Origin of the sequence: uncultured Ralstonia sp., from assembly GCA_913056305.1 — a bacterium.
Taxonomy (GTDB): Bacteria; Pseudomonadota; Gammaproteobacteria; order Burkholderiales; family Burkholderiaceae; genus Ralstonia.
The window spans coordinates 1-16,810 of record CAJXMR010000092.1; the positions used below are offsets into that span (position 1 = coordinate 1).

14 protein-coding genes are annotated in these 16,810 nt (G+C 66.0%); 7 read left to right on the top strand and 7 right to left on the bottom strand.

What is annotated here, in order from left to right; translation table 11 throughout:
- Positions 1–252: 252 nt before the first annotated feature.
- The 4 genes from QZ609_RS15065 to QZ609_RS15080 all read right to left on the bottom strand — a co-directional run bounded on the left by QZ609_RS15065 (position 253) and on the right by QZ609_RS15080 (position 3,553).
- The gene (locus tag QZ609_RS15065) at positions 253–1,044 is read right to left on the bottom strand and encodes a BPSS1780 family membrane protein (protein WP_295496323.1); all 792 of its coding nucleotides are present in this window, start codon (positions 1,042–1,044) and stop codon (positions 253–255) included.
- Entirely contained in the window at positions 1,035–2,039 is a 1,005-nt protein-coding gene (locus tag QZ609_RS15070; protein WP_295496326.1) for a homoserine kinase, read from the bottom strand. Before QZ609_RS15070 ends, QZ609_RS15065 begins: the two co-directional genes overlap by 10 nt.
- A gap of 88 nt (positions 2,040–2,127) precedes the next feature.
- Positions 2,128–2,562 (bottom strand): hypothetical protein, encoded by a 435-nt coding sequence (locus QZ609_RS15075; protein ID WP_295496329.1) that lies wholly within the window; start codon positions 2,560–2,562, stop codon positions 2,128–2,130.
- A gap of 70 nt (positions 2,563–2,632) precedes the next feature.
- On the bottom strand, positions 2,633–3,553 hold the full coding sequence (locus QZ609_RS15080) for a TIGR00730 family Rossman fold protein (RefSeq protein ID WP_295496332.1): 921 nt from the start codon (positions 3,551–3,553) through the stop codon (positions 2,633–2,635).
- Positions 3,554–3,557: 4 nt separating this feature from the next.
- Between QZ609_RS15080 and polA the strand changes: the two genes are divergently transcribed.
- From polA to QZ609_RS15100, 4 genes are all read left to right on the top strand, one after another.
- On the top strand, positions 3,558–6,371 hold the full coding sequence (polA, locus tag QZ609_RS15085; RefSeq protein ID WP_295496334.1) for a DNA polymerase I: 2,814 nt from the start codon (positions 3,558–3,560) through the stop codon (positions 6,369–6,371).
- A gap of 189 nt (positions 6,372–6,560) precedes the next feature.
- Positions 6,561–7,895: an NAD(P)/FAD-dependent oxidoreductase gene (locus tag QZ609_RS15090; protein WP_295496336.1), complete on the top strand. Its 1,335-nt coding sequence runs from the start codon at positions 6,561–6,563 to the stop codon at positions 7,893–7,895.
- A 98-nt stretch (positions 7,896–7,993) separates the two neighbouring features.
- A complete protein-coding gene (locus QZ609_RS15095; protein WP_295496339.1) occupies positions 7,994–8,875 on the top strand; it encodes a dienelactone hydrolase family protein in 882 nt (293 codons plus the stop codon).
- A gap of 132 nt (positions 8,876–9,007) precedes the next feature.
- Positions 9,008–9,808 (top strand): ZIP family metal transporter, encoded by an 801-nt coding sequence (locus tag QZ609_RS15100; protein ID WP_295496341.1) that lies wholly within the window; start codon positions 9,008–9,010, stop codon positions 9,806–9,808.
- A gap of 66 nt (positions 9,809–9,874) precedes the next feature.
- On the opposite strand, the gene QZ609_RS15105 is transcribed toward QZ609_RS15100, so the two are convergent.
- The 3 genes from QZ609_RS15105 to QZ609_RS15115 all read right to left on the bottom strand — a co-directional run bounded on the left by QZ609_RS15105 (position 9,875) and on the right by QZ609_RS15115 (position 12,970).
- Positions 9,875–10,765 carry a sulfurtransferase gene (locus tag QZ609_RS15105; protein WP_295496344.1) on the bottom strand — a complete coding sequence of 297 codons (891 nt, stop codon included), beginning with the start codon at positions 10,763–10,765 and terminating at the stop codon, positions 9,875–9,877.
- 18 nt (positions 10,766–10,783) lie between these two features.
- Entirely contained in the window at positions 10,784–11,692 is a 909-nt protein-coding gene (locus tag QZ609_RS15110) for a DMT family transporter (RefSeq protein ID WP_295496357.1), read from the bottom strand.
- 180 nt (positions 11,693–11,872) lie between these two features.
- A complete protein-coding gene (locus tag QZ609_RS15115) occupies positions 11,873–12,970 on the bottom strand; it encodes an aromatic ring-hydroxylating dioxygenase subunit alpha (protein ID WP_295496347.1) in 1,098 nt (365 codons plus the stop codon).
- Positions 12,971–13,383: 413 nt separating this feature from the next.
- Here QZ609_RS15115 and QZ609_RS15120 point away from each other — a divergent pair, with 413 nt between their 5' ends.
- From QZ609_RS15120 to dxs, 3 genes are read left to right on the top strand one after another with little or no spacing between them, the layout of a single operon-like run.
- Positions 13,384–13,671 carry an exodeoxyribonuclease VII small subunit gene (locus tag QZ609_RS15120; protein ID WP_295496349.1) on the top strand — a complete coding sequence of 96 codons (288 nt, stop codon included), beginning with the start codon at positions 13,384–13,386 and terminating at the stop codon, positions 13,669–13,671.
- Complete coding sequence (locus QZ609_RS15125) at positions 13,668–14,579, top strand: polyprenyl synthetase family protein (RefSeq protein WP_295496352.1); 912 nt, start codon at positions 13,668–13,670, stop codon at positions 14,577–14,579. Before QZ609_RS15120 ends, QZ609_RS15125 begins: the two co-directional genes overlap by 4 nt.
- Before the next feature lie 56 nt (positions 14,580–14,635).
- On the top strand, positions 14,636–16,546 hold the full coding sequence (gene dxs, locus QZ609_RS15130) for a 1-deoxy-D-xylulose-5-phosphate synthase (protein ID WP_295496355.1): 1,911 nt from the start codon (positions 14,636–14,638) through the stop codon (positions 16,544–16,546).
- The last annotated feature ends 264 nt before the right edge of the window (positions 16,547–16,810 follow it).

Below are 16,810 nucleotides of genomic sequence, written 5' to 3' on the forward strand. Positions count from 1 at the left end.
TCGGGGAAGGCGTCATCACGACGCTGGAAGGCGAGGGCGCCGAGGCGCGCGCCCACATCAAGTTCAACCGCCACGGCGTGAAGGTGCTGGCGCTGGGCATCGCCAAGCTGGACCCGATCAACTGAGAAACGCGATCAGGACGATTCTGGCGGTTTGGCGGCGCCTTGCCGTACTCCCTGTACTGTCTGCGGCGCCGCCAAACCGCCAGAACCGCTGCGCTTCGCCCTGATCGCGTTTCTCACGCGCAGTCGGTCAGGCCGTCGTGTTGGTGGTCTGGCCGGCCGCTTGCGACACGTTGAAGCAGCCGCGATAAGTCGCGTACATCGAGCAATAGAGGATGGCGACCACGACCATCTGGTACGGAATCAGCAGCACGGGCGCGATCTCCCCCGCACCGATTGCCGCGAGCGCTCCCTCGACGAACGATGGCACGGCGGTCGACAGCACCGCGAACAACAACACATACAGCAGGAACGCCATGCGGTTGCGCCACACCGCGATCCAGCTGAAGAACAGCGCCTTCCTGACCGGAATGCCGTGCCATGCGACCAGCAGCGGTGAGAACCAGAACAGCGCGGCCACCGGCGTGTACAGCACCAGCCCGGCGATCGTGATCAGGTAGAGCTGCCGGATGGCATCGGGCGTGGCCTTGCCTTCCAGCACGGCAGAAGCAACGTCCGGGTCTACCTGCGTCGACAGCAGGAAGGTGATGACGAGAAACAGCGCCATGTGGATCAGGCCCAGGCGCCAGAGACCACGCGCCGCGTCCTTACCGTAGGCGCGGAAGCCCGCCAGCAGCGCTGACGGTCCGATCGGCTTGCCGGCCACCGCATCGCGGCACGCCGACATGAAGCCGACCAGCACGGCCGGCGCCAGCACCTGCAGGAGCAGCAGCGCGGGCGGCAGAAATGCCAGCGTGAACATGATCACGAAGGCGGGGATGATCGACAGCAGCAGGAACCCGATCGGGTTCTTGCGGAACAGCCACGCGCCCTGGCGCAGCCAGACGTAGCCCTGCTTGGCCGGTACTTCGATCAGTTGCATTGTGCGGGGATATCCAGAGGGAGTGCCTCGGCCCGGACCCGCTCGCGCAGCACGCGCTCGAAATGGGTCGGGTCGTGCGGCTGCAGCAGTTCAGCGTCGCGCGGCAGGTGGAAGTCCCACAGGCGCGATACCCAGAAGCGGTACGCGGCGGCGCGCAGCATGTCCTGCCAGTGGCGCGATTCGGCGTCCGTGAACGGGCGCACCGCGTGATAGGCGTGCAGCATGGCGCGCGTGCGCTCGGCATCGAGCACGCCGGTGGCGAGGTCGATGCACCAATCATTGACTGTCACCGCCACGTCGAACAGCCATTTGTCGACGCCTGCGAAATAGAAATCGAAGAAGCCGCCCAGGCGCTCGGGTTGGTCGTCCGTGGCCGGTTCGAACAGCACGTTGTCGCGGAACAGGTCGCAGTGGCACGGGCCTTCGGGCAGCGCGGCGTAGTCCGTGCTGGCGAAGAAGCGTTGCTGGTGCGTCAGTTCGTTGACGAGCATGTCGCGCGTATCGCCATGCACGAAGGGCACGATGTCGGGCACGACCTCGTTCCACCACGGCAGGCTGCGCAGGTTCGGCTGATGGCGCGGGTAGTCCAGCCCGGCCAGGTGCATGCGCGCCAGCATGTCGCCGACGATGGCGCATTCGGACACCGTGGGCGCCAGGTTGGAGCGGCCGGCCAAGCGCGTCACGATGGTGGCGGGCTTGCCCTTGAGCGTGCGCAGGATCTCGCCGTCGCGGCCGGGAATCGGCGCCGGCACGGCAATGTCGTGCTGCGCCAGATGCTGCATCAGGTACAGGTAGAACGGCAGTTGTTCAAGCGTCAGCCGCTCGAACAGGGTCACGACGTATTCGTGCGTCTGCCCATCCTTTTCCGTGGTCAGGAAGAAGTTGGTGTTCTCGATCCCCGAGGGAATGCCGCGAAACGCGCGGACCGTGCCCACATCGTATTGATCCAGCCAGAGGGCGATCTCGGCGTCGGTGACCGGGGTGAAAACAGCCATGCTTCAAGAAACGGGAAAGGGGTGAAGGAGACAGCGCGGCAAGTCAGCCTTGCCGCGCCGGCGCGCCACACGCGTGGCGTCTTGCGATTCAGAACTTCAGGAGGTTGACCGACGGTACGCGGTCGACGTCGCCGCGCTCACGGATGCGCGGGGAGCTGTCTTCGGGCTTGCTCATGTTGTAGGACGTGCCCATGCCCGACTTGACGTGGATGTCCGGCGCCTGGCCCTTCTGGAAGCGGTATTCCTCGACCTGGGTGCCGTCGTTGTCGCGGTATTCGAAGCTCGGCTTGACGGCTTCATGGTGGATCGCGCCCTTGGTCGGCTTGGCGATCGGCTGGTTGTTGATGGCCTTGACGTCAGGCACGTCCAGGCCGGCGCTGTCCGGCGTCACGTCGGCATGGGCGGACATGACGGGCAGGGCAAACAGGCAGGCGACGGCGGCCAGCACGCCCGCGTGGCGCATCAGGCGCGCGCGCGGTGCAGCCGAGGCGGCACGCACCGTCGGAGAAAACAGCGAATCCATGATGGACTCCAGCAATGGTCCGGGACTTCACATTCTAACAGTCCAGGACCACTGCCATTGCCCCTCGGGCTTACAGGTAGAACATCTCTTCCTTCGGCGGGATCGGCGAGGTGCCTTCGCGCTTTTCGTAGAACTCATAGACGGCGTCGAGCGCGTCCTTGGGTTCATCGACGATGCGCATGATGTCGAGGTCGTGCTCGGCGATCAATCCCATCGGCAGCAGCGTGAAGCGGAACCAGTCGAGCAGGCCCTTCCAGAAGCGGCTGCCGAACATCACCACCGGCACGCTGCGCGACTTGCCGGTCTGCACCAGCGTCAGCACTTCGGCCAGTTCGTCCAGCGTACCGAAGCCGCCGGGCATGACGATGAAGGCGTCGGAGTTCTTCACGAAGGTGACCTTGCGCGTGAAGAAATGGCGGAACCGCATCGAGATGTCCTGGTACGGATTGCCCTGCTGCTCGTGCGGCAACTCGATGTTCAGGCCCACGCTGGCGGACTTGCCCGCATGCGCGCCCTTGTTGGCCGCTTCCATGATGCCTGGGCCGCCGCCGGAGATAACGGCGAAGCCCGCATCCGAGAACAGGCGGGCGATTTCGATGGTGCGATCGTAGTACGGCGAATCCTCGCGCAGGCGCGCGCTGCCGTAGATCGAGACGGCCGGACGGATCTCCGAGAGGTACTCGGTCGCCTCGATGAACTCTGCCATAATCGTGAACATCTGCCAGGAGGCGCGCGCTTTCTTTGCGGTGGCGCGTTCCTCATCGGCGAGTGCCCGCAGGCTCGGGATCATCTTGCGGTCGGTGCGGTCGGGCCCAGTGTCGGCTTTGTCGGATTTGGCGGAGCCCACCTCCACAGGATGGTCCGCGCCGACCGTCACGTTGACGTCCATGTCGGCCGGGGACGCACCAGCAGCCTGCTTCGCCACGCCGCCCTCAGCGGAAGCGCCATTGTTGGAGACGCCCTCGGGCGTTCCAGTCACATTAGAGTCCATGGGAATGTCGGAAAGTCAAGAAACGCTGTTGCTCGTCGATGGCTCGAGTTATCTGTACCGTGCTTATCACGCACTGCCCGACTTGCGCAATGGAGAAGGGTTCCCTACGGGGGCCATCTACGGCATCGTGAACATGCTGCGCAAGCTGCGCAACGACTACCCGGCCAAGTATAGCGCTTGCATTTTCGACGCCAAAGGCAAGACCTTTCGCGACGACATGTATCCCGCCTACAAGGAGCATCGCGCGCCGATGCCCGACGACCTGCGCCAGCAGATCGAACCCATCCACGAAGCCGTACGCGCACTGGGCTGGCCCATCCTGGTGGTGGAGGGCGTGGAGGCCGACGACGTGATCGGCACCCTGGCCGAACGGGCGACCCGCGAAGGCGTGCGCACCATCGTGTCGACGGGCGACAAGGACCTCGCCCAACTGGTGAACAGCCACGTCACGCTGGTCAACACCATGACCAACGAGACGCTCGACCCGGCCGGCGTGCAGGCCAAGTTCGGCGTGCCGCCGGAGCGCATCGTCGACTATCTCTCGCTGATCGGCGACACAGTCGACAACGTGCCGGGCGTACCCAAGGTAGGCCCGAAGACGGCGGTGAAGTGGCTGGCCGAATTCGGCACGCTCGACAACGTCATGGCCCGTGCCGGCGAGATCAAGGGCGTGGTGGGCGAGAACCTGCGCAACACGCTCGAGTGGCTGCCCAAGGGCCGCGAGCTGCTGACCGTCAAGCTCGACTGCGATCTCGCCAAGGAAGTGCCGACCTTCGATGCGCTGCTCGATGGCGCCGAAGACAAGGTTGAACTGGTCGATTTCTTCAGCCGCTACGGTTTCAAGACCTGGTTGCGCGAGGCCTCAGGCGATACGCTGCCCGACACGCGCAGCGTGGGCGCCGCGCGCAAGGCCGCCACGCCGGTCAAGAACTATGCGGCCGAAGCCGCCGCGCAACAACAGCAGGCCAGCCTGTTCGACGTCGAGGCCGCGCCGGCTGAAGTCAAGTACGAGACCGTCACCACCGAAGCGCAGCTCGAATCGTGGATGCGCAAGCTGGACGAGGCTGATCTCGTCTGCATCGACACCGAGACGACCTCGATCGAACCGATGCTGGCGCAGCTGGTTGGACTCTCGCTGTCGGTCACGCCGGGCGAGGCGTGCTATATCCCGGTCGCGCATCGCGGGCCGGACGTGGTGGGGCTGGACGCCGCCGCGCAACTGTCGCGCGACACGGTGCTCGCACGCATGAAGCTGTGGCTCGAAGACGAGGCGCAGAAGAAAGTCGGTCAGCATCTGAAGTACGACGCGCACGTGTTTGCCAACCATGGCATCGCGCTGCGCGGCATCGCGCACGACACCATGCTGCAGTCCTACGTGCTGGAGTCGCACCGCAACCACGGCATGGATGCCCTGGCCGAGCGCGTGCTGCACCTGAAGACCATCACGTATGAAGAGGTGTGCGGCAAGGGCGCATCGCAGATCGGCTTTGACGAAGTGCCGCTCGACCGCGCCACCGAATACGCCGCCGAGGATGCCGACATCACGCTGCGCCTGCATCGTGCTCTGTACCCGAAGGTGGCGGCGGACGACAAGCTCGACTACGTCTACGAGCAGATCGAGATGCCGACCTCCGTCGTGCTGCAGAAGATGGAGCGCAACGGCGTGCTGATCGACGCCGAGCGTCTTGCCAGGCAGAGCACCGAAATCGGCCAACGCCTGCTGCAGCTGGAGGTCGAGGCCCACGCGCTGGCCGGTCAGCCGTTCAACCTGAATTCACCCAAGCAGATCGGCGAGATCTTCTTTACGCAGTTGAAGCTGCCGGTCATCAAGAAGACTGCCAGCGGCGCCCCGTCGACCGACGAAGAAGTGCTGCAGAAGCTGGCCGAAGACTACCCGCTGCCGAAACTGTTGCTGGACTACCGGGGCCTGGCCAAGCTCAAGTCCACCTACACCGACAAGCTGCCGAAGATGGTCAACCCGCGCACTGGCCGGGTCCACACCACCTACGGGCAGGCCACGGCCGTGACGGGGCGCCTCGCCTCAACCGACCCGAACCTGCAGAACATCCCAGTGCGCACGGAAGAGGGGCGGCGCATCCGCGAGGCCTTCATTGCGCCCGAGGGCTGCGTGATCGTCTCGGCCGACTACTCGCAGATCGAGCTGCGCATCATGGCCCACCTGTCGCAGGACGAAGGCCTGATGCGCGCGTTCCAGGAAGGCCAGGACGTGCACCGCGCGACCGCTGCCGAGGTGTTCAGCGTGACCCCGCTGGAGGTGACAGCCGACCAGCGGCGCGTCGCGAAGGTCATCAACTTCGGCCTGATCTACGGCATGAGCGCGTTCGGGCTGGCCAGCAACCTCGGCATCGGCCGCGATGCCGCCAAGCTCTATATCGACCGCTACTTCGCCCGCTATCCCGGCGCCGCCCGCTACATGGACGAGACCCGCCAGACCGCGCGCGAACGCGGTTATGTCGAGACCGTCTTCGGCCGCCGCCTGTGGCTGCCCGACATCAACGGCGGCAACGGCCCGCGCCGCCAGGCTGCCGAGCGTGCTGCCATCAACGCGCCCATGCAGGGCACCGCGGCCGACCTGATCAAGCTGTCGATGCTGGCCGTGCAGGGCTGGCTGGAAGCCGACGCGTTGCGCTCGCGCCTGGTCATGCAGGTGCACGATGAACTGGTGCTGGAAGTGCCGCAGGACGAGCTGGCCGTGGTGCGCGAGCGCCTGCCCGAGCTGATGTGCGGCGTTACCACGCTGCGCGTGCCGCTGGTGGCCGAGGTGGGCGTGGGCGCCAACTGGGAAGAAGCCCACTGACGCGTTGACCACCTGCCCGCACCGCAAGGCGCGGCGCCGCTTTCCTTGCCGAGGCAGGCTGCGGAGGGCCGTGGCATGCACCATTCATGATCCGCCGTATCTGCCTGCTTGGGGTTGCGGCGGATTTTGCAATGCAGCAGACTGCATCTGAAAGATCACGTGATTCGGAGCATTCAGAGGAGAAGCGGCATGGCAGGGCAGGCGGAGAGCGCGCGCGGACCGCGCATCGTGGTGGTGGGTGGTGGCGCCGGTGGTTTGGAGCTGGCAACGCGCCTGGGTGACAAGCTGGGCAAGCGCCGCAGTGGGCAGGGCGCGCAAATCGTGCTGGTCGATCGCAACCCGACGCATATCTGGAAGCCGCTGCTGCATGAAGTCGCTGCCGGCAGCATGGACCCGAACACCCACCAGCTCGAATACGCCGCCCAGGCGCGCTGGCACGGCTTCGAGTTCCAGCAGGGCGAGCTGAAGGCGCTCGACCGCGCCACCAAGACCATTACCGTGTCCGGCTGCCTCGACGCCGACGGCACCGAGGTGCTGCCCGAGCGCGCCATCGCCTACGACACGCTGGTGTTGTCCATCGGTAGCGTGACCCACTTCTTTGGCGTGCCGGGCACGGCCGACCACGCCATCGCACTCGACACCGCCTGGCAGGCCGAGCGCTTCCGCCGCAAGCTGATCTCGGCGTGCATGCGCGCGCAGAACGGCATGGGCGATGCGCGCCCGCAGGTGGACATCGCCATCGTCGGCGCGGGCGCGACGGGCGTCGAGTTGTCGGCCGAGCTGCGCAACACCGCGCACGTACTGGCCGCCTACGGCCTGCACAAGCTGGACCCGCGCCGCGACATCCGTATCCACCTGATCGAGGGTGGGGCGCGCATCCTGCCGGTGCTGTCCGAGCGCGTCTCGGCCGAGACCACCAAGCTGCTGCACAAACTGAACGTGGACGTGATCACCGGCGAGCGCGTGACCGAAGTCACCGCCAACGCCGTCAACACGGCCAGCGGCAAGTCCATCCCGGCCGATCTGACCGTGTGGGCAGCAGGCATTCGCGCGCCGGCGGTGCTGGGCGAGCTGGGGCTGCCGGTCAACAAGCTGGGGCAGGTGGTCGTCTCGCGCACGCTGCAGGTGGAGGGCGACGATTCGATCTACGCCTTTGGCGACTGCGCGAGCTGCCCGTGGCCCGAGGCGTCGACCAGTGTGCCGCCGCGTGCGCAGGCCGCGCACCAGCAGGCGACCTATCTGTACAAGGCGCTGCGCCGCCGGATGGACGGCAAGCCGGTCGAGCCGTTTGCGTTCAAGGACCTGGGCTCGCTGGTGTCGCTCGGCCACTTCAGCGCGGTGGGCAGCCTGATGGGCGGGCTGATCGGCGGCACCATGTTCATCGAGGGCCTGATGGCGCGGCTGATGTACACCTCGCTGTATCGCATGCACGTGATGGCGCTGCACGGCGTGGTGCGCATGTCGCTCGATACCGTCACGCACTGGCTACGCAGCAAGACGAATCCGCGGGTCAAGCTGCACTAGGCGCCCGGGCCGAATACCTGGCGCGGCAGCGAAGCAGCCGGTCCGGTAGACTAGGCGCTTCGTTCACCGCCACCGCCTTCGGGCGCTAGGAGAGTGCGATGCAGCTGGATGCGGAAGTGGAAAGTCTGGTGCCGGGCCGCAGCTTCGATCGCCGTGGCTTCATGAAGACAGCGCTGGGTTCGGCCTTTGCGGCGGCCGTGCTGCCGGTGTCGGCGCAAGCCATCAAGACGGACTTCGAGGGCCTCACGGCGGGCGAGGTGACGGTGCCCGTGGGCGACTTCAAGATGCCCGCGTATCGGGCCCAACCCGGCGCGCAGCCCGAGGGCAGGACGGGCTTGCCGGTGGTGATTGTGGTCAGCGAGATCTTCGGCGTGCACGAGTACATCGCGGATGTGTGCCGGCGTTTTGCCAAGCTCGGCTATCTCGCCATCGCGCCCGAGTTGTTTGTGCGCCAGGGCGATCCGCGCGCGTATGGCACCATCCAGGAGGTCATCGCCAACGTGGTCTCCAAGGTGCCTGATGCGCAGGTGCAGGGCGACCTCGACGCGACGGTGGTGTGGGCCAAGCAGAACGGCGGCGATCCGGCGCGTATCGGCATCAATGGCTTCTGCTGGGGCGGGCGCCAAGTCTGGCTGTTTGCCGAGCATAGCCCCGACATCAAGGCTGCGGTGGTGTGGTACGGCCCGCTGAAGGGCAATCCGAATGCGTTGCAGCCGGTCGACAAGGTGGACGAGCTGAAGGCGCCGGTGCTGGGCATGTACGGCGCCAAGGACACCGGCATCACCCAGGACGCCATCAACGTCATGAAGGATGCGCTCGAGAAATCCAAGAATCCGAAAGCGCATGCCTCGCGCATCATCGTGTATCCGGATGCCGGCCACGCCTTCCACTCCGACTATCGCTCCAGCTACGTCAAGGCCGACGCCGAGGATGGCTGGAAGAAGTGCCTGGCCTGGTTCAAGGACCACGGCGTGGCCTGACCGAGGTCGGCCCGAGTGAAAGGCCCCACGCGGGCCTTTTGTTTTGCCGGTGCTGGCAAAGGTTGCGAAAGCGGCATACAATCGCTGCCTTCTTGCAACTCTGTTGCGTTTGTTGGCCTCTGCCGCAAGTTCATGGATTCCACCCTGTTAGGTATTCTTCTGGCCACCGCGCTGTCGGGTATCGGCAGCATGGCGGGCGCCGCCGTGCTGTCGCTGACCGTGCTGTCGCGCATGGTCGACCGCATGGTCAGCTTCTCCGTCGGCGTGCTGCTGGCGACGTCGCTGCTGCATTCGCTGCCCGAGGCGTTCGAGGCGCACCGCGGCATTCAGCCCAATACGCATGCGCTGTTTGCCACGTTGCTGGCCGGGCTGCTGGGTTTCTTCCTGCTGGAAAAGATCTCGCTGATCCGCCACTCGCACCACTATGAGGGCGACGGCCACGGCCATCATCACGGGCACGACCGGCAGGAGGCCGGGCGCAGCGGCCTGATGATCCTGGTCGGCGACGGCCTGCACAATTTCTCCGACGGCATCGTCATCGCCGCCGCCTTCCTGGCGGACACCAAGGTTGGCATCGTCACCGCGTTGGCGATTGCCGCGCATGAGATCCCGCAGGAGATCGGCGATTTCATGGTGCTGCTCAACGCCGGCTTCTCCAAGACGCGCGCCTTCGTCTACAACCTGATCTGCAGCGTCTGCGCGCTGGTGGGCGCGGTGCTCGGTTACTACTTGCTGGATCGGCTGACGTCGTGGATTCCGTACGTGCTGGTGGTGGCCTCCAGCAGCTTCATCTATATCGCCGTGTGCGATCTGATGCCACAGATGAAGCGCCGCCCGCGCTGGCGGGAATCCGTCGTGCAGATTGCCTTGGTTGTGGCGGGCGTCGTGATGATCTTCTTGCTCACCGGCGGCCTGCATGGCCACGCACACTGAGCGACGCTCGGCGCGATTCGCATGAAAAAAGCCCGGCAGTGCCGGGCTTTTGCTTTGGGCGGGCGATTAGGGGTTCGGCCCGGTCGCCACAGGGCGCGACGGATCGCTGCACCACTCGCTCCACGAGCCAGCGTAGAGCGCGGCACCGGTCAGGCCGGCCACGTCCATCGCCAGCGCGTTGTGGCACGCGGTCACGCCGGAGCCGCATTGCAGCATCACGTCTGCCGGCTTGGCGCCGGCCAGCACGGCTTCGAAGTCTGCGCGCAGCTGTTCGGCCGGTTTATAGGTGCCATCGGCCTGCAGGTTGTCACGGAAGAAGCGGTTGCGCGCACCGGGGATATGGCCGCCGACCGGGTCCAGCGTTTCGTTCTCGCCGCGGTAGCGGTCGGGCGCACGGGCGTCGAGGACGGGTTTGTCCGCCTGTCCGAGGCGCTTCATGACGATGTCGGCGGTGACCACGGGCGCCAGCGACGGTTTGCGGGTCAGCTGGCCCGGTGTGGCGCTCAGCTGCAATTCGTCCGGCACCACGCTGTTGACCGGCAGGCCTGCGGCTTCCCACGCGGCCAGGCCGCCATCAAGCACGGCCACATCGGCGTGGCCGACCCAGCGCAGCAGCCACCACAGGCGCGCGGCATACATGCTGCCCTGGCGGTCGTAGGCGACAACCTGGGTGTCGTCATTGACGCCCAGTGCCCGCAGCCGCGCGACCAGTGCGTCGGCATCCGGCAGCGGGTGGCGGCCGTTGGTGCCGGTCTTGGGGCCGGACAGCTCGTTGTCCAGGTGCAGGTAGAACGCACCGGGAATATGGCTGGCGTGATACGCATCGCGCCCGGCCGCAGGGTTGGCGAGGTCGAAGCTGCAATCGATGACGACGGTGGCAGCCGGCGCGCTCTGCTGGAGCGCAGCCAGCTGCGGTGCGGTGATCAGGGTGGTGGTGCGGGGAGCGCGTTCGCTCATGACAGCAATCTCCTGGGATCAGACTTCCGGGTGAATCTCGGCTTCCGGCCCGGACACGGCGGTCTGCGGGGTCGGATGCTCGGTGCCCGACTGGCGGGCACGCATGACCGTGGTCACGATGCCGCTGCCGATGATGAGGGCCATGCCCAGCCACGACAGCGCATTCAGATGGTCGTGCCACAGCAACATACCCCAGCCGCTGGCAAAGACAATGCCGGTGTATTGAAGGTTTGCAGTCAGCAGGGTATTGCCGCGCTTGTAGGCGCGCGTCATGGCGGTCTGGCCGAGCGTGGCCAGCAGGCCCACCGCCAGCAGCAGGCCGGCGCTGTGCCAAGTATGCGACTGCGCGCCGCCGATCAGCATCCACACGCCGCCGGCAATTGCACTGATCAGCGAGAAATAGAACACGATGCGCGCTTCGTTCTCGCCCAAGTCGCCGAGCTGGCGCACTTCCACGTAAGCGAGCGCCGTGAACACGCCCGACACCAGTCCGACCATGCCGCCCGTCATCTGCGACGCACCCACGCTCGGCTGCAGCAGGCAGATCACGCCGATGAACGACATCAGGATCGCGCTGACCATCTTGCGGTCGGCGCCGCCGGTCTTGCCGGCCAGGGTGGCGCCCGCGCCGATGATCAGCGCGATCCACACCGGCGACATGTAGTTCAGCGTCATGGCCGTGGCCAGCGGCAGCAGGCTGATCGACGTGAACCACAGCAGCAGCGAGGTCACCCCGAACACGCTGCGCTTGATGTGCGAGGTGAGGTAGGGCGTGCGGATGCCCGCACCCGTCTTGGCCAGGATCGCGCCCATCACGATCATGCCGATCACGCTGCGGTAGAACACGATCTCGCCGGTGCTGTAGTGCGCCGAGGCGAGCTTCACGCACACGCCCATCGCCGAGAAGGCGAATGCGGCGAGGATCATCCACAGCGATTGGCGGGAGGCGTTGTCGGCCGTCTGGGCGGCCGTTTGGACGACTTCAGTCGTGGTATTTGCGGACATGGTGAGGGCGGACAACAGGGGCGGCGGGGCGAAAAAAAACGGTGCAGGCCACGTGGGTTGCACCGTTCGTATTGTGACGCGGAAGGCGGCGGATGCCTACGGTCAGTATTCCATGACGCGCCGATACCACTCGTGGAAGTGCTGCATGCCGTCTTCCATGGGCGACTGGTAGGGGCCGACCTCGCTGGTGCCGCGCTTGAGCAGGGCCAGTCGGCCGGCGTCCATGCGCTCGGCGATCTCGTCGTCCTCGATACAGGTTTCCATGTAAGCGGCGCGCTCGGCCTCGACGAATTCGCGCTCGAACAGGACGATCTCTTCCGGGTAATAGAACTCGACCACGTTGCGCGTCTTGGTCGGGCCCAGCGGATGCAGCGTCGAGACCACCAGCACGTTCGGGTACCACTCCACCATCACGTTCGGGTAGTACGTGAGCCACACCGCGCCGTACTTCGGCATCTCGCCGTTGTTGAAGCGCAGCACGGCGTCGTGCCACTTCTGGTACGCGGGCGAGCCCGGTTTGCGCAAACCGGCGTGGATGCCGACCGTCTGCACGCTGTGCCACTCGCCGAACTCCCATTCCAGGTCGTCGCAGGAGACGAACTGGCCCAGGCCCGGGTGGAAGGGCACGACGTGGTAGTCCTCCAGATACACCTCGATGAAGGTCTTCCAGTTGTAGTTGCAGTCGTGCACCTCGACGTGGTCGAGCATGTAGCCGGAGAAGTCGAGATCGCCCGCCACGCCCAGGCGGGCGAGGTCTTCGCGCACGTCGCGCTTGCCCTCGAACAGCAGGCCGTTCCAGTTCTGCAGCGGCGAGCGCGACAGGTGCACGCACGGCTGCTGCTCGAAGTGCGGCGCGCCCAGCAGGTCGCCCTGCAGGTCGTACGTCCAGCGGTGCAGCGGGCAGACGATGTTCTGGGCATTGCCGCGCCCATTGAGCATGATCGCCTGGCGGTGCCGGCACACATTGGAAAGCAGTTCGACGCCGTTCGGATTGCGCACCAGCACGCGGCCTTCGGCCTCGGCGGCAAGCGTGTGATAGTCGCCCACCTCGGGGACCATCAACTCATGGCCGACGTAACCCGGGCCATGCTTGAACAGACGTTCGATTTCAGTTTGATACAGCGCCTCGTCGAAGTAAGCAGAGACGGGCAGCTGGGTTTCAGACGGCACCAGGTTCAGTGCGGCGCTGAGATTGGACATTATCCCCACTCCCAATAACGGTGAAAGTAGTGAACAACCCAACCATCGAAAAATTCGATTTGGGGAAGGACGCCATCGGCAGGTGGCCTAGGGTCTGTTGAGATAGGAAACGAGCGCCTGCTGGCCCCCGCTTGGGCCAACGACCATACGTTTTATGGGCCAACAGACCCAAACCATCGTGCGGAGCGGCGTGCGCCGGCCCGGCCTTTGGAGGAAGGGGGGGATTGTACCCCGGGGGTCACGATAAGTGTCTGATTCTCGTCATATTTTTGCGGTAGGCGAGCATCGCGTCAGCCAGTCTTCAGGTCGTCAGCCCGTTGCAAGCGGCCCCAGGCCGTGATGTGGCCGGCACGCGGAACCGGCATGGAATTGCCGTAAAATGCCAGATTGTCCTTTTCTGATTCGCCACCGGCATGCCTCGTGCCCCCGCCGTCGCCCCGAGCGACGCAACCGCCTCTGCCCCGTCTGCGCCGGCTTCGTATGAAGCGGCCATGGCCGAACTCGAAACCCTCGTTGCCAGCATGGAATCCGGTGAATTGCCGCTGGAGGCCTCGCTTGCGGCGTACCGACGCGGGGCCGAGCTGGTGAAGTATTGCCAGCAGGTGCTGGAGCGCGTCGAGCAGCAAGTGCGCGTGCTCGACGGCGACGCCCTCAAGCCGCTCGCTGACGACGGCAATACGAACGAACAGGGCGGCGCATGAGCGATTTCGCCCAATGGATGGCGTCCGTGGTCGCACGGACGGAAACCGCGCTCGAACGCGCGCTGCCGGCGGAAACCGTTGTGCCGCAACGCCTGCACGCCGCCATGCGCTACGCCACGCTCGGTGCCGGCAAGCGCGTGCGTCCGCTGCTGGCGCATGCCGCCGGTGCGCTGGGCGAGGCCTCGCCCGAGGCGCTCGACGGCGTGAGCTGCGCGGTGGAGATGATCCACGCCTATTCGCTGGTCCACGACGACATGCCCTGCATGGACGACGACGACCTGCGCCGCGGCCGCCCGACCGTGCATCGCGCCTATGATGAAGCGACGGCCCTGCTGGTCGGCGATGCCTTGCAGACGCAGGCGTTCATCGTGCTGGCGGAGCTGGGTGCCGTGAGTCCGGCGACACGCGCGGTGCTGGTGGCGGAATTGGCGCGCGCATCGGGCTCGCTGGGCATGGCCGGCGGCCAGGCGATCGACCTGCAGAGCGTGGGCGTGGCCCTGTCGCAGGACGCGCTGGAAGCGATGCATCGCATGAAGACCGGTGCGCTGCTGCGCGCCAGCCTGCGCATGGGTGCGCTGTGCGCCGCGGAGGGTACGAAACTGAGTGCCGCCGCGCTGGAGCAGGTGGATGCCTATGCAGGCGCGGTTGGCCTGGCGTTCCAGGTGGTCGATGACATCCTCGACGTGACGGCCGACACCGCCACGCTGGGCAAGACCGCCGGCAAGGACGAGGCCAACGACAAGCCGACCTATGTGTCCATCCTCGGGCTGGACCGGGCGCGGGCGCTGGCCGATGAATTGCATGCCGCAGCGGGCGCGGCGGTTGCGCAGCTTGCCCGTGAACTGGGCGAAGCCCGCACCGTCCGGCTGGCCGAGATGGCCGACCTGATCGTGCGGCGCGGCCACTGAACAACATTGCATCGACGGTAGAAGTCTTTGCCAAAACGCCTGAGCGGCGGTCCCACATGACGTACGAACTCCTCAACACCATCGACGATCCGGCCGACCTGCGCCGCCTGGACCGCCGCCAACTCGGGCCCCTGGCCGACGAGCTGCGCGCCTTCGTGCTCGACGCCGTCTCGCAGACGGGCGGCCACCTGTCGTCGAACCTGGGCACGGTCGAGCTGACCATCGCGCTGCACTACGTCTTCCACACGCCGGATGACCGCATCGTGTGGGACGTCGGCCACCAGAGCTATCCGCACAAGATCCTCACGGGCCGTCGCGAGCAGATGCCCACGCTGCGCCAGCTCGACGGCATCTCCGGCTTCCCGCGCCGCAGCGAGAGCCCGTACGACACCTTCGGCACCGCGCACTCGTCCACGTCGATCTCGGCCGCGCTGGGCATGGCCCTGGGCGCCAAGACCAACGGTGAGGACCGCGTCGCCATCGCCGTGATCGGCGACGGGGCGATGAGCGCCGGTATGGCCTTCGAGGCGATGAACAACGCGGGTGTCTATAAGGACGTGCCGCTGGTGGTGGTGCTCAACGACAACGACATGTCGATCTCGCCGCCGGTGGGGGCGCTGAACCGCTATCTGGCGCGCCTGATGAGCGGCCAGTTCTACGCGGCCACCAAGAAGGGCGTGGAGAAGCTGTTGTCGGTCGCGCCGCCGGTGCTCGAATTCGCCAAGCGCTTCGAGGAACACACCAAGGGCATGTTCGTGCCGGCCACCATGTTCGAGGAGTTCGGCTTCAACTACATTGGGCCGATCGACGGGCACGATCTCGAGTCTCTCGTGCCGACGCTGCAGAACATCCGCCGGCGCGCGCTGGAAGGCGGCGGGCCGCAGTTCCTGCACGTGGTCACCAAGAAGGGCCAGGGCTACAAGCTGGCCGAGGCCGACCCGATCCTGTATCACGGCCCGGGCAAGTTCAACCCGCAGGAGGGCATCAAGCCCGCCGCGCGTCCGGCCAAGGTCACGTACACGCAGGTATTCGGCCAATGGCTGTGCGACATGGCCGCTGCCGACAAGCGCCTGGTCGGCATCACGCCTGCCATGCGCGAGGGCTCGGGCATGGTGGAGTTCGAGCAGCGCTTCCCCGATCGCTACTACGACGTCGGCATCGCCGAGCAGCATGCCGTGACGTTTGCCGGCGGCCTGGCGTGCGAGGGCCTCAAGCCCGTCGTCGCCATCTATTCGACCTTCCTGCAGCGCGGCTACGACCAGTTGATCCACGACGTGGCGCTGCAGAACCTGCCGGTGGTGTTCGCGCTGGACCGCGCGGGCCTGGTCGGCGCGGATGGCGCCACACATGCCGGCGCCTACGACATCGCCTTCCTGCGCTGCATCCCCAACATGATGGTGATGACGCCGGCCGACGAGAACGAATGCCGCCAGCTCCTCTCCACGGCGTTTGCGCAGGACTGCCCGACGGCGGTGCGCTATCCGCGTGGTGCCGGCGCGGGCGTGGCCGTGCAGCCGTCGCTGGAGCCGCTGCCGGTCGGCAAGGCCGAGGTGCGCCGCACATCCACCGCGCCGGCAGGCCAGCGTGTGGCGATCCTGGCGTTCGGCTCGATGGTCGCTCCGGCCATGGCCGCCGCCGAGCGACTCGACGCGAGCGTGGTCAACATGCGCTTCGTCAAGCCACTGGACGTGGCCTGCGTGCTGGAGATGGCACGTACGCACGATTACGTCGTCACCGTGGAAGAGGGCTGCGTGATGGGCGGTGCCGGCAGCGCCTGCCTGGAAGCGCTGGCCGCTGCTGGTGTGGCAACGCCCGTGCTGCAGCTGGGCCTGCCCGACCGCTTTGTCGACCATGGTGACCACGCCGCGCTGCTCGCCCAGTGCGGGTTGAGCGCGGATGGCATCCTCGCCTCGATCCGCGAGCGCTTTGCCGTGCAGCCGAGGGCAGCCGCGCCGCGCGTTGCCTGAATCACTTGCGACGATCACGACGATAGGTCGGATCAATCACCCGCATTGGTTTTGCGGGTTTGAGTAGTTGACTGCAGAGGTAGGAAATTTCCCTTACACTGCGTCCGTCTTTTTTGTGAACTGTGTGCGCAGTCGCGGAATGGGTTGATTGGATCACTTGAGGAGTGATCGTCTTCGGTCCAGTTCCGCGGTTTCACACTCGTTGCGTTCCGGCCGACTGCGATGGCCGGGCGACCGTAAAGGAAACCGATCATGAACGATATG

What these genes read in the sequence shown, in the direction of transcription:
- QZ609_RS15110 (WP_295496357.1), bottom strand. Translation starts at nt 11,692, where the DNA reads ATGATCCTCGCCGCATTCGCCTTCTCGGCGATGGGCGTGTGCGTGAAG.
- QZ609_RS15075 (WP_295496329.1), bottom strand. Translation starts at nt 2,562, where the DNA reads ATGGATTCGCTGTTTTCTCCGACGGTGCGTGCCGCCTCGGCTGCACCG.
- QZ609_RS15105 (WP_295496344.1), bottom strand. Translation starts at nt 10,765, where the DNA reads ATGAGCGAACGCGCTCCCCGCACCACCACCCTGATCACCGCACCGCAG.
- QZ609_RS15120 (WP_295496349.1), top strand. Translation starts at nt 13,384, where the DNA reads ATGCCTCGTGCCCCCGCCGTCGCCCCGAGCGACGCAACCGCCTCTGCC.
- QZ609_RS15065 (WP_295496323.1), bottom strand. Translation starts at nt 1,044, where the DNA reads ATGCAACTGATCGAAGTACCGGCCAAGCAGGGCTACGTCTGGCTGCGC.
- QZ609_RS15115 (WP_295496347.1), bottom strand. Translation starts at nt 12,970, where the DNA reads ATGTCCAATCTCAGCGCCGCACTGAACCTGGTGCCGTCTGAAACCCAG.
- QZ609_RS15090 (WP_295496336.1), top strand. Translation starts at nt 6,561, where the DNA reads ATGGCAGGGCAGGCGGAGAGCGCGCGCGGACCGCGCATCGTGGTGGTG.
- polA (WP_295496334.1), top strand. Translation starts at nt 3,558, where the DNA reads ATGTCGGAAAGTCAAGAAACGCTGTTGCTCGTCGATGGCTCGAGTTAT.
- QZ609_RS15125 (WP_295496352.1), top strand. Translation starts at nt 13,668, where the DNA reads ATGAGCGATTTCGCCCAATGGATGGCGTCCGTGGTCGCACGGACGGAA.
- QZ609_RS15095 (WP_295496339.1), top strand. Translation starts at nt 7,994, where the DNA reads ATGCAGCTGGATGCGGAAGTGGAAAGTCTGGTGCCGGGCCGCAGCTTC.
- QZ609_RS15100 (WP_295496341.1), top strand. Translation starts at nt 9,008, where the DNA reads ATGGATTCCACCCTGTTAGGTATTCTTCTGGCCACCGCGCTGTCGGGT.
- QZ609_RS15070 (WP_295496326.1), bottom strand. Translation starts at nt 2,039, where the DNA reads ATGGCTGTTTTCACCCCGGTCACCGACGCCGAGATCGCCCTCTGGCTG.
- QZ609_RS15080 (WP_295496332.1), bottom strand. Translation starts at nt 3,553, where the DNA reads ATGGACTCTAATGTGACTGGAACGCCCGAGGGCGTCTCCAACAATGGC.
- dxs (WP_295496355.1), top strand. Translation starts at nt 14,636, where the DNA reads ATGACGTACGAACTCCTCAACACCATCGACGATCCGGCCGACCTGCGC.